17 protein-coding genes and 1 tRNA gene are annotated in these 13,639 nt (G+C 61.1%); 9 read left to right on the forward strand and 9 right to left on the reverse strand.

Going from position 1 to position 13,639, the window contains the following annotated elements; all coding sequences use genetic code 11:
* The first annotated feature begins 66 nt into the window (after window positions 1–66).
* The gene (locus NKH22_RS22800; RefSeq protein WP_023669374.1) at window positions 67–609 is read left to right on the forward strand and encodes a MerR family transcriptional regulator; all 543 of its coding nucleotides are present in this window, start codon (window positions 67–69) and stop codon (window positions 607–609) included.
* 85 nt (window positions 610–694) lie between these two features.
* The gene (locus tag NKH22_RS22805; RefSeq protein WP_023669375.1) at window positions 695–997 is read left to right on the forward strand and encodes a hypothetical protein; all 303 of its coding nucleotides are present in this window, start codon (window positions 695–697) and stop codon (window positions 995–997) included.
* A 73-nt stretch (window positions 998–1,070) separates the two neighbouring features.
* On the opposite strand, the gene NKH22_RS22810 is transcribed toward NKH22_RS22805, so the two are convergent.
* Window positions 1,071–1,340 carry a hypothetical protein gene (locus tag NKH22_RS22810; protein WP_023669376.1) on the reverse strand — a complete coding sequence of 90 codons (270 nt, stop codon included), beginning with the start codon at window positions 1,338–1,340 and terminating at the stop codon, window positions 1,071–1,073.
* 413 nt (window positions 1,341–1,753) lie between these two features.
* Here NKH22_RS22810 and NKH22_RS22815 point away from each other — a divergent pair, with 413 nt between their 5' ends.
* Window positions 1,754–1,957 carry a hypothetical protein gene (locus NKH22_RS22815; protein ID WP_023693274.1) on the forward strand — a complete coding sequence of 68 codons (204 nt, stop codon included), beginning with the start codon at window positions 1,754–1,756 and terminating at the stop codon, window positions 1,955–1,957.
* Window positions 1,958–2,191: 234 nt separating this feature from the next.
* Here NKH22_RS22815 and NKH22_RS22820 read toward each other — a convergent pair whose 3' ends face one another.
* The gene (locus NKH22_RS22820; RefSeq protein ID WP_032906048.1) at window positions 2,192–2,386 is read right to left on the reverse strand and encodes a hypothetical protein; all 195 of its coding nucleotides are present in this window, start codon (window positions 2,384–2,386) and stop codon (window positions 2,192–2,194) included.
* Between the two features lie 159 nt (window positions 2,387–2,545).
* Window positions 2,546–3,160: a hypothetical protein gene (locus NKH22_RS22825; RefSeq protein WP_023693276.1), complete on the reverse strand. Its 615-nt coding sequence runs from the start codon at window positions 3,158–3,160 to the stop codon at window positions 2,546–2,548.
* 295 nt (window positions 3,161–3,455) lie between these two features.
* On the opposite strand from NKH22_RS22825, the gene NKH22_RS22830 reads away from it, so the two are divergent.
* Entirely contained in the window at window positions 3,456–3,749 is a 294-nt protein-coding gene (locus NKH22_RS22830) for a helix-turn-helix domain-containing protein (protein ID WP_023693277.1), read from the forward strand.
* Between the two features lie 92 nt (window positions 3,750–3,841).
* Here NKH22_RS22830 and NKH22_RS22835 read toward each other — a convergent pair whose 3' ends face one another.
* Window positions 3,842–4,294 (reverse strand): cupin domain-containing protein, encoded by a 453-nt coding sequence (locus NKH22_RS22835; protein ID WP_023693278.1) that lies wholly within the window; start codon window positions 4,292–4,294, stop codon window positions 3,842–3,844.
* A 237-nt stretch (window positions 4,295–4,531) separates the two neighbouring features.
* Between NKH22_RS22835 and NKH22_RS22840 the strand changes: the two genes are divergently transcribed.
* The 3 genes from NKH22_RS22840 to NKH22_RS22850 all read left to right on the forward strand — a co-directional run bounded on the left by NKH22_RS22840 (window position 4,532) and on the right by NKH22_RS22850 (window position 6,446).
* Window positions 4,532–4,990 (forward strand): YbaK/EbsC family protein, encoded by a 459-nt coding sequence (locus NKH22_RS22840; RefSeq protein WP_023821112.1) that lies wholly within the window; start codon window positions 4,532–4,534, stop codon window positions 4,988–4,990.
* A gap of 95 nt (window positions 4,991–5,085) precedes the next feature.
* On the forward strand, window positions 5,086–5,874 hold the full coding sequence (locus tag NKH22_RS22845) for a hypothetical protein (protein ID WP_023693279.1): 789 nt from the start codon (window positions 5,086–5,088) through the stop codon (window positions 5,872–5,874).
* A 266-nt stretch (window positions 5,875–6,140) separates the two neighbouring features.
* On the forward strand, window positions 6,141–6,446 hold the full coding sequence (locus NKH22_RS22850; RefSeq protein WP_050587086.1) for a CatB-related O-acetyltransferase: 306 nt from the start codon (window positions 6,141–6,143) through the stop codon (window positions 6,444–6,446).
* A gap of 82 nt (window positions 6,447–6,528) precedes the next feature.
* On the opposite strand, the gene NKH22_RS22855 is transcribed toward NKH22_RS22850, so the two are convergent.
* Window positions 6,529–6,605, reverse strand: a tRNA-Pro gene (locus NKH22_RS22855).
* Window positions 6,606–6,853: 248 nt separating this feature from the next.
* Here NKH22_RS22855 and NKH22_RS22860 point away from each other — a divergent pair.
* Together NKH22_RS22860 and NKH22_RS22865 are read left to right on the forward strand one after the other, a co-directional pair.
* On the forward strand, window positions 6,854–7,819 hold the full coding sequence (locus NKH22_RS22860; RefSeq protein ID WP_210164288.1) for a glycosyltransferase family 8 protein: 966 nt from the start codon (window positions 6,854–6,856) through the stop codon (window positions 7,817–7,819).
* A complete protein-coding gene (locus tag NKH22_RS22865; protein ID WP_155921568.1) occupies window positions 7,816–8,844 on the forward strand; it encodes a glycosyltransferase family 8 protein in 1,029 nt (342 codons plus the stop codon). Before NKH22_RS22860 ends, NKH22_RS22865 begins: the two co-directional genes overlap by 4 nt.
* Here the strand turns inward: NKH22_RS22865 and NKH22_RS22870 are convergent.
* The 4 genes from NKH22_RS22870 to NKH22_RS22885 form a co-directional block, all read right to left on the reverse strand.
* A complete protein-coding gene (locus NKH22_RS22870) occupies window positions 8,762–10,147 on the reverse strand; it encodes an O-antigen ligase family protein (RefSeq protein WP_023693281.1) in 1,386 nt (461 codons plus the stop codon). The two genes, NKH22_RS22865 and NKH22_RS22870, sit on opposite strands and share 83 nt — an antisense overlap.
* A complete protein-coding gene (locus tag NKH22_RS22875) occupies window positions 10,144–11,679 on the reverse strand; it encodes an undecaprenyl-phosphate glucose phosphotransferase (RefSeq protein WP_023689486.1) in 1,536 nt (511 codons plus the stop codon). The genes NKH22_RS22870 and NKH22_RS22875 overlap by 4 nt, the downstream gene beginning before the upstream one ends.
* An 85-nt stretch (window positions 11,680–11,764) precedes the next feature.
* Window positions 11,765–12,895: a glycosyltransferase gene (locus NKH22_RS22880; RefSeq protein WP_023821111.1), complete on the reverse strand. Its 1,131-nt coding sequence runs from the start codon at window positions 12,893–12,895 to the stop codon at window positions 11,765–11,767.
* A 7-nt stretch (window positions 12,896–12,902) separates the two neighbouring features.
* Window positions 12,903–13,466 carry a polysaccharide biosynthesis/export family protein gene (locus NKH22_RS22885; protein ID WP_023669390.1) on the reverse strand — a complete coding sequence of 188 codons (564 nt, stop codon included), beginning with the start codon at window positions 13,464–13,466 and terminating at the stop codon, window positions 12,903–12,905.
* Window positions 13,467–13,639: the final 173 nt, after the last annotated feature.

Below are 13,639 nucleotides of genomic sequence, written 5' to 3' on the forward strand. Positions count from 1 at the left end.
ACCGCTGAAATGATACCCGATTCGGCAGACTGGGCCGGATCGCCGTCCAGCGTGAGGATTTCGCCCATGGACAAGAGCCCCGACGCTTTCCGCACCATCAGCGAGGTCGCGGAGGATCTCGATCTGCCGCAGCACGTGCTGCGCTTCTGGGAAACCCGTTTCAACCAGATCAAGCCGATGAAGCGCGGCGGCGGCCGCCGCTACTACCGGCCGCAGGATGTCGAACTGATCAAGGGCATCCGCCACATGCTCTACGACCAGGGTTACACGATCAAGGGCGTGCAGAAACTGCTGCGCGAGAACGGCAACCATTTCCTGGTCGCCATCGGAAATGGCGACATGGCTGCCGTCGAAGCGATCTCGCAGCGCAGGCAGGCCGATCAGGTGCCGCTGACGCCAGCCGCCCAGCCGCGCGGCATGGATGACGAGATGCTGGTCGGCCAGCCCAAGGTAAAACCCAGCCGCCGCTTTTTCGGCCTGGGCAAGACCGAGGAGGAAGGTCCGGTCCAGCCCGGCGCATCGAAACTGTCGCGCGACAACCGGGCCTTGCTGCAGGAGGCGCTGTTTGACCTCCTGGAGTGCAAGCGCCTGCTCGACCAGGTGCGCTAACCTTTCCGCTGCCCTCGGGCAAGCAGACCGGAACCGGTTCTGCGGCCATGCGTTTGGCCTTCTCTCAAAAGAAGGAAAAACAATCATGGTATCGCTTTCGACCCTCTCCGATCTCGATCTCGAAAAGCAGGTCGCGACCCTTTCCAAAGAGCTCGCCGCGTTGCGCAAAGTCGTGGCCAAACGCGGCGGTGCTTACTACGAGGACGGGCGCGATGCCGCTTCGGACTATTATGGGCAGCTTGCCGACCTTGTCAGCGATGCGCTGCCGGCGATCAGGAAGCAGGGCAGGGCGATCGAAAAGACGGCGCGCGATCGTCCGGCAACAGCCGCTGCTGTTGGGTTGGTCGTGGTCGGCCTTCTCGCCAGCCTGTTGCTCAGCCGGCGCTAAAACAATTCACGAAAACAAAAAGAAAATGGCGGCCGTCCCGCGGACGACCGCCATTTCCCTGATCTGCGGCCGATTACTTGGCGAGCTTGATCTTGGCCTGCGGCGAAACCTGCGCGGTCTGGCTGCACTTGCCATAGACAGTGCCATTCTTGTCCGTGGCGTCGGTATAGGTGCCTTTGCACTCGATCGAGAGCACCAGGCAATGACCGGAGCCCTTGCAAACCGCGCCGCCGTCGCCCGTGGGATGCGTGCCGTTGGCGAAAGCCGAGGTCGGAACGGAAGCCGAACCGAAGGCCGAGACGATGAGGGCTGCGGCGAGCGTGATGCGCTTGAAGTTGGTCATCTGAGCATTTCCTTCTCTGGATCGAGGATCGCCACCATGGCGTCCTTCTGTGTTGGGATCGCCTTCTCGGCGTCCATGCCGGTTAGTGCGGCCTCCAAAGCAAAGGTTCATGCGTGGTTCGAATTTTCTTCGCGTTTTTTCGCGACGTCGATTTTTAGCCTTCGCCAACGGACGGCGCCTGGCGGGGGCGGCATCGATCATGCATTTTCGCGTGAAGGCCGCTGACGTAGTAGCGCGGCATCCCATGCGAAGGTCACACCGTGGCGTGCCCAAATGGCCGGCCAAGACCGAGTCCGCGCCCGGCTCTTGTCAGGTGGCGGCAGCAGTCATTGCCGCCACTTGGCACCGCGCTTTCTGCCACTCCCGGCTGCGACTATAACGCCAGTCCAAAGGTACCGGCGGAGGAGACGGGCGTGGTCGCAAATTACATCGACGAGTTCATCATGTTCTGCGCTGGGCTGTGGATGACAGGCGTTGGTTTTGGGCTGCTCCAAAGTCCTTTTCAGGCCCAGAATGGTCAGCAGCCAGGGTGGCTGCAGGTCGCGAAGCATTTGAAATGGATGGGACCGCTTTTGATTTTGATCGCAATAGTGCTCGCGTTCGCGGCGCCGTCCTAGCGGGTTCCGACAGCATTGAGAGACCCGTGGTGTCCTGCAACTGGCAACCGCTGTGTTGTCGGCCTTGCGCCTGATACGTTCGTTGGGGTGCGCTGTGGTTGCTCGCGTTCTGGCGCATCGGCGCCATCGAATCCTGCCTTCGGCTTTTCCACGTGTCGCCTGGCAAAAACCAACGGGAAGGCGGCCTTGGCGAGGACTCCAGGGCCGGCCTTCCCGTTGGGCAAGTCGGCCGTGTCAGGCCTTCTTGGCCTCCACCTTCTTGTGGTGGTGGTGGTGATGGTGATGGCGGTGATGCTTGTTGTGATGATGATGATGGTGGTGATGCTTCTTGTGCAGCGGTGCTGCGTCGGCGCTGCTGGCGCCGATGAGGGGCAGAGAGACAGCCAGGGCAAAAGCCAGCCCGAGAGCCGACAGGAGGGACTTCTTCATGACTTCGTTTCCTTTTCTGCGGGCTGAATTTGACCGTCACGGAGCAAGATCGGTGCCGGTTAACCCCGCAGTCATGACTATCGCCTCCGAACTTTTCGACAGTTTTTCCGGACTGTAGAATTTTGTTTCTGGATTGTGTCTGGCGGCTTCGTCGGCAACTTACATCGGCGGAACGACGCCGTTGGTGCCGACCACGACCCGGCCCGCGGTCAGCTTGCCGTCGCTGCCACGCTCGGCGTTGACGAACACCACAGCGCCAGGCTTGAGGTCGGCGGGCGTCGCCGGCGCGAAGGTCACCACCGGCGTCGTCTGCGGAATGGCGATCTGCTTTTTCTGGCCATTGTCATAGGTCAGCGTCACCGTGCGGCCTGCGATCTCGGTGACATCGGCGACCGTGCCGTTGGTCATCCGGCTGTTGGGCTCGAGATCCCACGGGCGGTCGCCTTCGCCGGCGCCTTTGAGCGCGGCCGGGAAGATCACCACCTCGAGCGCGCCGCTGCCGCCATCGGCCTTCGAAACAGAGGCAATGCCGAGGAAATCGCCTTGCTTGATATCCCCGGCATCCGCCTTGACGACGCCGGAAATCTTCCACCCTTCAGCCAGCGCGATGGCGTCGGTAGCGCCTTCGCGGGTCTTCACCGTCAGCGTCGATCCGGCAAAGGCGGTCACCGTGCCGCGAATGCGCACGGCCTCGGCGGCTTGCGCCGCGACCACGCTCGCGCCGGCGAGGCCTGAGATCGTGGCGAGCACGATGGCTGATGTCTTAAATGTCATGGATCTGATCCTCTTGGGGAAAGCTGGCCCGATGCGGCTGCCAGCAACATCAGGCTAACGCGCGAGCGGCGCAAAACCGCTGAACACTTCGGCGTGCGGTCCTTCAAAAGAACTTGATTGGGAGATCGGGGCAGAGATCCTATATGTGCCTGGCGCCTGGGGTTTTGACGCCGGTTCACGATGCTGTGACGGTCGGTTTGGGTCTTGGCAAATCGCCGTCAAGCGGGCATTGTCCCGGCTCTCAGGCAACACCCTATTATTTGATCCAAAACTCTTTAGCCCCATGGAGTTGCCAATGCCCCAAACTGCAAAACACGAACCCTTCTCCAGGCTGGCGGCCGATGTTGCGGCCGATGTTGCGCTTGAGCACCCCGGCCTCAAAGCCATCCGGGAGACAAAGGGATACAGTATTGAAGAGCTTTCCCTGACCTGCGGTCTGTCGACCAGCGAGATTGCCGACATAGAGAGCGGCAAGGACACCGATCCGTCGAAACTTCGCCGGATCGCCGCAGCATTGCAATTGCCGGAAACGGCCCTGATCGATGCCCCGGCGCCGACGGCCCCTGTGGAAAATCGGTCCGTTTCATAAACAACGACGCCAAAGCGTCGTTCAACGCGTCGTTCAACAAGCCCGCCATGGTTTGCCCTGGCGGGCTTGTTACATTCGCCCAATGGCGAATGTCATTTCTTGCTCGGATCGTCCGCCGGGTTGACGTAGGTGATCGCGAACGGTCCCTCGCCATGAACCTGGACAATGGTATCGCTTGTCGCCCAGGCGTAATGGTTCATTCCATGCGGGGCTACGCCGAAGCCGCCAGCGGTCAGTTCGATGCCTTTGGCCTCGTCGAGCTTGTCGCCCATGCCGATATGAAAATTGCCGGATATCACCGTCACATATTCCGAGGTGGGATGATTGTGCGCGGCAATTTTGTAGCCGGCCGGCAACTTCAACCGCAGCACGTAGATGCCCTCCTTCGACGGGTCCCCGGCGATGACAGCCATGTCCGCGCCGGCGGGCAGGACGGCAGGAGCAGGACCCCATTTGATAGCGTCCGCGTTTATCGGCATGTCGTCGGCAAGCACGGGCGCCGTTCCGATAAGCAGCAGCGCCAGAGCCGAGGCGAGCTTGAGCATGATGATCTCTCCGGTTGGTCGTGGGAGCACAGCATCAGCGCCGGCCCTGATCCATTGCGACCTACCAAGGCAGCAGCCCGAACACATCTCCCGCACGGGGGATGCGCCTTGCGTTGCCGACATGCGGCGCGACCCGTGGCATCGCTGCAGCCGTCGAGGGGCGGGGAGGTTGCCGCCGACCGAGCGTGAAGCTATCCAGTGTGAACGCTAACCGTTTTCGAATGGGACAATGCCGAGATGAGCCTTGAATCCGTGCGCGCCTTCCTGGCTGCCCATGCGCCCGATGTCGAAGTGCTCGTCACCGAAGCGAGTTCCGCGACGGTGGCGCTGGCGGCTGAGGCGCATGGCTTGGAGCCGGCGCAGATCGCCAAGACCATCTGCCTGCGCGTCGGCGGTGAGACCATGCTGATCGTGGCCGGCGGCATGTCGAGGCTCGACAACCGCAAATTCAAGGACCGTTTCGGCGGCAAGCCGCGCATGCTTGACGCCGACGAGGTTGTCGCAATTACCAGCCATCCCGTCGGCGGCGTCTGCCCATTCGGCCTGCCGGCGCCGCTGCCGGTCTATTGCGACGTCTCGCTGCGCGCCTTCGATGAAGTCGTGCCCGCGGCCGGCGCCACCAACGCCGCTGTAAGGCTCAGCCCGCAGCGCATGGCACAGATTGTCGGCGCCGAGTGGGTCGACGTCTGCCAGTAGCGAATCGTCGGCTGATTTCAGCAGGAGATTTCTGGGAGCAAAACGACTGCGAGCGCAGCTAGTAGAAGATTGAACGACCCATTATACGTGGCGGAATGAACGACGTTTTTGGTTACATCGCCTATGGTGAGAACGAGCTTTACCATCGCGGCGCGCTACTCAGCGCCCTCAAGCTTTTGCACCGTTGCCCGACCGCCAGAATAGTCGTCGCAACGGACAGGACTGACCTCTTTCGCGCTTATCCTGTTGAGACAATGCTCATAACGGCCGAACAGAAAGACCAGTGGTCTTTCGGCGGAAGCTACCATTTCGGTATCAAGGCCGGGGCTATGCGTGAGCTTTTGCAGCGAGCAGATCGGCTCCTTTTCATGGACACCGATATGTACCCGGTGGGTGACCCCTCGAAGGGCTTCCGCTCGATCTCTGCGACCCATTCCACTATGCGCCTGTGCGAAGGGCCGCATCGCATCTATCAGAACGCGCTGCCGGGCAAGAACATCAGCGTCGGCGGCCAGGTCCTGACCGGCCAGGAACCGATGTGGAACAGCGGCATCGTCGGGATCCACCGGGACAACCTCACAGCCATGGTGGACGCCTTCGCCGCTATCAAGGCGGTTCATGAGGTGACCGACACTTGGGCGCCCGAGCAGTTCTGCCTCGGGGTAGCCCTTTCTCAAAATGGCCGAACCATAAGCCCTCATAGCCTGCCGATCCGACACTACAATACCCGAGGCAAAAAGCAGTTCGCTGAGCCGCGCGTACATGCGTTCTTTAATGCTTACGGCTCGGTGCCAGTCGGCCAGCAGGTTGCAAAGGCCGGTAGATATCGTCTGTGGCGGACGCCCTTGGATTTATGGCATCAAAAGCATAGGAAGTCACTGTGACGGGGGGGCTATGCATGAGGAATCCGTTTCGATCCAGGCTGCCCTCAAGCGTGATCCTCGGACGTCACACCTATGGGGTGAGCCGGAGGAAGGTGTTTGGAACGTCTGCGGCCACTCCGTTGACCATAGGGGCGTTTTGTTCGGTGGCCGGCAATGTCAGCTTTGAGTGTTCGGGGGGAAGTCACACGCCCTGGGCTGCAACCACATTCCCGATCCATAGCCGCTTGATGGAATCAGTTGATCCCACTGAGCACGGTGGCGAACCCGTGGGCATCACCATTGCCAATGATGTTTGGATCGGCCGCGATGCGCTGATCATGCCAGGCATTCACATCGCCGATGGCGCCATTGTAGCGGCCGGGGCCGTCGTCACCAGGGATGTGCCGCCATACGCCATCGTCGGCGGGGTCCCGGCCAAGCTCATCCGCTATCGCTTTTCAGATGATGTCATTGGGAAGTTGCTGGCGATCCGGTGGTGGGAATGGAGCGACGAGAAGATCAAGCAGGAGGCTGCTTTTCTTACCGGCCCGATCGAATTTTTCTTGGAGCGACATGCCGGTGCGACACCGTAAGAACGCATCTTGCTGGTCGCTGCAGTGGGGCTGAGAAATTGCATGGCCACTTTGGGGGAAGCAGCTAGTCGCCTGTGTTGTTTGGTCGGAGTGGCCGGATTCGAACCGACGACCCCTTGACCCCCAGTCAAGTGCGCTACCGGGCTGCGCTACACTCCGGACCGCGCAAAGCCTTATATTTTCGAGAGTTGTGGTGCAAGGGCTAAAACGGCGCATGTGAACGAGCCGAACGAATATCACCTCGCTTGGCGACAGCGTGCCGAATCGCGGCGGCTCTGCGGATAGCTGAGAAAGTGGGACGCACCCAAATATCCAGGCAAACGTTCAATAGTGAGCACCAACATCCAACTTGTCGATGAAACACCAAGGGGATATGGCTCGCGCTTGAGCGACGAGAAGGATTGGACGTGAACTCCTGCTTTTTTCTTGCGGCTGACGGGGGCTATTTTCCGTATGCATGCTTGACAGCGCGCAGAATATTGGACGTCTCGGCGCCGACGACGCCAGGCTTCATTCTTTACGTTGGCGCAGGCGACGATGACATGCGGGTGGCGCGGCGCCTGCTCAAGGGTCAAGTCGAACTGGTCGACGTTTCGTCGTTCATGGAGAAGGTGAGATCCGGATTTCGCGACAGCGGCATTGCCGCGTTCATTCGACTGTTTGCGGACCAGATACCTGAATTCGAAGCTTATGATCGTATCGCGTACACGGACTGCGACGTGTTGTTCAACCGAGACATTGGCGACCTGACAGGCCAGAAGCTTCAGGCCCCGCTGCTGGCGGCCCATGATGATTATATGTATTTCCTGCCGACCTATCGGCAGAAGCTCTCGATGCAGCCGGGAGCTCCGTACTTCAATTCGGGCGTGCTGCTGTTTGACATGATATCTGTGCGTGCCCAATCGCTTTTGGAGCATACCCGTCAAGTCGCCATCGAGAAAAAGCTGAACGACCAGAACGCGCTAAACATCGCTTTCGAAGGCAAGTGGCAGACGATGCATCCGAACTGGAATTTGATGTCCAACTACACGAAAGAGTATCGATTCTCTCAGGCATACGCCCGGCATTTTTCAGGCAGCAAGCCATGGGGAAGCCAGGTCGGCGTAGAGCTCGACGCCTTGGCGGTCTATCGCGACCTTGCGAAGGACACGCCTTGGCTTCAACGCTTTCGGCAACGCATTCCATTCGAGCGAGGCGTGCTGAAGAGGCTGGGGCGCCGGATCGATGCCGCTCGGGGGCTTCTGCTCAACGATAAGAGAAAGAAACGGCGAGCTTACTATGATGGCCGCAAGACCCACAAGATCTATGCGGAGCAAGCTGATTCCGGGGCCCTGGCCGTCAGTTTCCCAGAAGTACTGGGAGGGTTCGCTTGAGCCGCTACGACGGGCCACAGTCAACGGGCGGGTATTGTAGCATGCAACAGAGATCATGTTTCTTTTTTGCTGCCGACCAAAAATTCTTCCCCTTTGCCTGTCTGGCGGCTCGCCGCGTCCTGGATGTTTCGGCACCGGTCGACGGCTTTATCCTGCACACTGGCATGATCTCCGCCGAAGACCGGGTTGCCGGCGAGCGTTTGCTCGATGGGAGGATCGGCATCATCGACGTGACGAAATTCATGGAGGCGACGAACTTCAACCGTGGAACGCATCCCACCCTTGCGACCTACATCAGGCTGTTTGCCGATCAATTGCCTGAATTCGAGCCATACGACCGCATCGCCTATTCAGACGCCGATGTGCTTTTCAACCGATCGATAGCCGATCTCGGCAACACCCCGCTCAATGCACCGTTGCTGGCCGCTCACGACGAGCAGAGTTACTTCGATGCAAAGTACAGGCAACATCTGCCGATGCAGCCTGGAGCGCCGAAATTCAACGCCGGCGTTCTTCTCTTCAACATGCCCCTGCTCAGGGCTGAGGGGCTTCTGGAGCGTACGCGGCAGCTGGCGTCCGAGCATGTCTACGGAATGGATCAGGGCGCATTGAACGTGGCCTTCGAAGGCCGATGGCAGACGATGCACCCGTTCTGGAACGTGATGACCAACTACAGCAGCCAGATTCCTTTCAGCAGGTGCTATGCTCGGCACTTCGCGTGGGGCAAACCTTGGGAGCCCCGGCCAGTCGGTGTCGAGGTCGACGCCATGGCGGTCTATCGCGACCTGGCGAAAGGCACCCCCTGGGCAGGACGCTTCAGCCGCAGCTGGCCGGTCAAGAGAGGGTTGATGAAGAATTTTGGCCGCAAGTTCGATGCCATCAGCGGCATCTTGTTGAACGACGAGAAGCGCAAACGCAGGGCGAGATTCGACGCCGAAAAGGTCAGCGCCATCTTCGCCGATCACGCCGACAAATCGATGCTGGCAGTGCAGTATCCCGAGCGGGTGACCGGTATCGCGAGATAATCGTCGGTCGCAATTCGTCCCGAGGGCGGGGCCACTCGAACCCGTCTGCTTTCCCATCGGTTCGGTTTGCCGCCACCGGCCGCAACCCGCGCTGATGCCTGTATTCCAGCGCGATCGCGCCCCAGATTAGGCCGAGCAGCAGGTAGACATGGCGCCAGTGGTCGATGTCGATGAAGGTGCCGAGCCCGATATTGCCGATGAAAGCGACGTAGGCGCAGAGCAGATAGGGCTGCCACGGCCGGTCGCGCAAAAGGATGCGGAAGCCGGCGGCGATCGTCCACAGCGTCAGCGACAGGAACGAGACGAAGCCGAGCCAGCCATAATCCATCAACGTCTTCAGCCAGATGTCGTGCGTGTCTTCGCCAAAAATGGTGCCGAACACCAGCGGGCCGATGCCGAGCGGATATTCGAGCGCCATCTCGAAGCCGATCGTGTAGCGGGCGAAGCGGCCAAGGCGCGCCGTGTCGTAGCTCTGTTCCAGCTGGGCGCGGCTTGAAAACATCTCGCCGACGCCGGGCAGCTGCAGGATGACGATCATGGCGACCACCAGCAGGGTGACGGCGGCAATGGTCATGATGATGACGCGCAGCCGGAACTTGCCGCTGTTGCTTTGCAGGAACAGGGCGCCGGTGAGCAGGATGGCCGAGACGGCGAACATGCCCCAGGCGCCGCGCGAGAACGAAAAGAAGATGCCCGCGGTGATGATCAGCAGCGGCACCGCCAGAAGCGGCATGCGCGCGATTGAGCCGGTCAACAGCAGATAGAGCAGATAGATGCCGGGCAGCACCAGGAACGGCCCGAACACGTTCGGATCCTGGAAGGCGCCCTGGGCGCGGTCGTATCTGGTGAAGATTTCAGCGCCCGGGAAAGCGTGGAAATAGCCGGCAATGCCGAGCAGCGAGGTCACCACCGCGGAGACAACATAGGCGATGAAGATCAGCCGGTAGAGGCCGGGCTGCACCGCCGTCACCGACGAGAAGAACACCGCGGTGACCGCGAGAAACAGCGAGACCGCGAGATAGAGCGGTGTGTTGGCGAGATCGGCCATCTGAGTCATTGCAATCATGCCGCCGATGTTCATCGTGATCAGCAGCACCAGCAGCGGCACGGCCGCGCGCGATATGCGCAGGCCAAACAGCCCCCACACCCCGATCAGCCCGACCATGAAAAGATCGTAAGGCGCCGGCTCGTCGATGACGAAGCCTGACAGGAAGACGCCGAAAAACACCGCGCCCGACGATATCAGCGCGATCAGCTTGGCATTGACCGCAGCCTGCGGCACATCATGGGAAATCGCGCTCAATAGGCGTTTTCCGTGTTGAGCAGCCGCAGCGGCGTCATGAGCAGGATGCGCAGATCGAACAGCATCGACCAGTTCTCGATGTAATAGAGGTCATATTCCGTGCGCATGCGGATCTTCTCATTGGTGTCCATCTCGCCGCGCCAGCCATTGATCTGCGCCCAGCCGGTAACGCCGGGCTTGACCTTGTGGCGGGCGAAATAGCCGTCGACCACCTCATTGTAGAGAAGGTTGTGCGACTGCGCGGCAATCGCATGCGGGCGCGGGCCAACCAGTGACAGCGTGCCGAACAGCGAGTTGAAGAACTGCGGCAGCTCGTCGATCGAGCTCTTGCGGATGAAGCGGCCGACGCGGGTGACGCGCGGATCGTTCTTGGTCACCGTCTGCTTGGCGGTCGGGTCCGAGCGGTCGGTGTACATGGAGCGGAATTTGTAGACTTCGACGATCTCGTTGTTGAAGCCGTGCCGCTTCTGCTTGAATAGCACCGGCCCCTTGCTGTCGAGCTTGATGGCGATGGCAGTCGCCAGCATCACCGGTGAGAACAGGATGATGCCGATCAGCGAGAAGACGATGTCGAAGGCGCGCTTGGCGACCGAATCCCAGTCGTTGATCGGCCTGTCGAAGATATCGAGCATCGGCACCGAGCCGATGTAGGAATAGGCGCGCGGGCGAAACTGCAAAGCGTTCGAATGCGCCGAGAGCCGGATGTCGACCGGCAGCACCCAGAGCTTCTTCAGCAGCTGCAGCACGCGCGTTTCGGCAGTCAGCGGCAGCGACACGATCAGCATGTCGATGCGCGCGATGCGAGCGAATTCCATCAGCTCCGAAATGGTGCCGAGCTTGGGATAGCCGGCCACGATCGGCGGCGAGCGCTTGTCGCCGCGGTCATCGAAGATGCCGCAGATGCGGATGTCGTTGTCTGGCTGCTTCTCGACCGAGCGGATCAGCATCTCGGCCGCCTTGCCGCCGCCGACGATGACGGCGCGGCGTTCCATGCGGCCGTTGCGCGCCCAGCGCCGGATCAGCTTCGACATCACCAGCCTGAGGCCGAACAGCAGAAGCAGGCCCACGACAAACCAGGTGCCGAACAGCAGACGCGAATAATCCTCCGACATTTTCATGATGAAGGCCGTCAGCGCCATCAGCGCGAAAGTGCCGGCCCAGACCATCAGCACGCGGCCGAGATTGGAGATCGGTCGCATCAAGGCGGAGATCTGGTAGCAATCGCTGACGTCGAGCAGCACCACGGCCACGAATGACGCCGCGGCAATGGTCAGCGGATATTGCCAGGCGAGATAGTTGAAGAAGCCGACAAAGTGGAAGTAGAGCGCGAGCCCCGACAGGAACAGCAAGCCGAATTCGACGATGCGCAATACGCCGCTGACCATGACCGGCGACATCGTATCGCGCCGGTATTGCGAGGCGACCTGGCGGGCAACACTGTTCATGCCGCCCGGCGTGGGGCTCTCGGCAGGACTGTCGAATTTGCGCACCGCATCGGCCGAAAAGCGGCGCGTGGGGTCGGTCTCGTTCATCGGGTTTCCCACAAGCTTCCGCGATGACGATAGCAGAAAGAGAGCTAAAAAAACCTTGAGACAACTTGTGGTTTTGGACGGTCGTCTATCTGTTGAGCGCGGCGAAATAGGCCTTTTCGATTTCGGCGGCCATCACATCGGCGCCGAATCGCGCCTTGAGGCTGGCGGTATCGGGCATGACGCGCCGGTAGGCGTCGAGATCGCGCAGCGCTTCACCCATCTTGTCGCCGAGTTGGCGCGGATCGGGACGGATCAGGGCAGGGGATCCCTCACCGAAGATTTCGGGAATGCCGCCGACGGCCGTGGCGATCATCGGCCTGCCGGCCGCCAGCGTCTCCAGCACGATATAGGGCATGGCTTCCGCGCGGGAGGGGACGACGACCAGATCGGCCAGCGAAAATGCCTCCCTGGCCGGCATCGGCGGCAAGAAGCGGACCTGTTTTCCGAGGCCCAGCCGTTTCACCTGCGCATGGTAGCGCGGCAGGTCGTCGCCATCGCCGACCATGACCGCGGTCAAGCGGCGCTCAAGCTGGGACCCGGCCAGCACCAGCGCGTCGATGAAAATGTCAGGCCCTTTGAGGTCGCGCATCATGCCGATGTAGAGCAGGTCGGCCGCGTCGGGCTGTGCGACCACCGGTTCGAACTCGGCGGCGCGCAGGCCGTTATAGACCAGCGTGTTCGGGATAGGCGGTTCACCGACCTTCCTGCGATAGGTGCGCCGCTCATAGTCGGAGACGAACAGCAGGCAGTCGGTGAAGCGCGCCATGAAGCGCTCGAGCGCGAAGAACAGCTTCCCGGTCGTCGTCGTTTCATCATAGTGGAGGGAGCCGCCATGCGGCGAATAGAGGCGGGCTACGCGAGACCTAGATACCCGCAACAATGAGCCGAACAGACGGGCATAGGCGCCACCTTTGGCGCCGTGCCCGTGCAACACGTCCGGCCGCAATTCCTTGATGATTCGATAGGTACGCCAGGCCGAGGCGAAGTCGCCCGGCCCGACATGGCGCTGCATCGGCGTGCGATGGATGCCGAGCGCCAGGCTGTCCTTCATCTGGTCGAACAGGCGTTCCTCGTATTCGCCGCCGGTGGTCGAATCGCAGACGATGCCGACAACATGTCCGGCGGCGAGCTGGGCCTCCGTCAGGTCGCGCACATGCCGGAAGATCCCGCCGACGGGTGAGCGAAAGCAGTGGACGATCCTGAGCTGGTCCGCCACGTTGATGTCAGAACAGGCGTTCGCGAACGTAGACCGTGTCGCCCGGCAGCAGCGGATCGGAGGTAACCACCCGGCCTGTCATCACCTTGCCGTTGATGTCGCGGGTGATGTCGACGCTTTCCTGGTTGGCGCGCGGCGAGAAACCGCCGGCAATCGCGATGGCCTTCTGCACGGTGAGGCCCGGCACGTAGGAATACTGGCCGGCGGCGCCCACTTCGCCCATGACGAAGATCGGCCGGTAGCGATCGATCTCGACCGACACGTCGGGGTCGCGCAGATAGCCTTGGCGCAGTTTGTCGGCGAGCGCTTTTTCCAGCTGCTGGGCCGTGTGGCCGCGCGCCGGCACCGCGCCGACCAGCGGGAAGGACATGTAGCCGGACTGATCGACACTGTAGGTGTTGGTCAGACCGTCCTGTTCGAACACGGTGACGCGGACACGGTCGCCGGCGCCGAGCCGATAGGGCTGGTCGAGTACCTCGTGGAAGGCCGCCGGCGTCGGCCGGTAGCTGGAGCAGCCGGCGAGCATCGACACGGCCAGCAGAGCGCGAAACAGACCAGCAGCGCTTTTCATGATCGGACACACACCTTCGTCGCTATGGCCGCCAGGACACGGCGGCAAACCTTAAGGATCTGGGTTCGTTATCATCCTGTTAGGGTTAATGGCCGGTAAAGGGACGCGGCCGATTTGGCGGCAATCGACAAAAAGCCGTATAGTTTTGCTGGCTTTGTTTACCGGATGTCAGC

Origin of the sequence: Mesorhizobium sp. M1252 (assembly GCF_040318265.1) — a bacterium.
Taxonomy (GTDB): domain Bacteria; phylum Pseudomonadota; class Alphaproteobacteria; order Rhizobiales; family Rhizobiaceae; genus Mesorhizobium.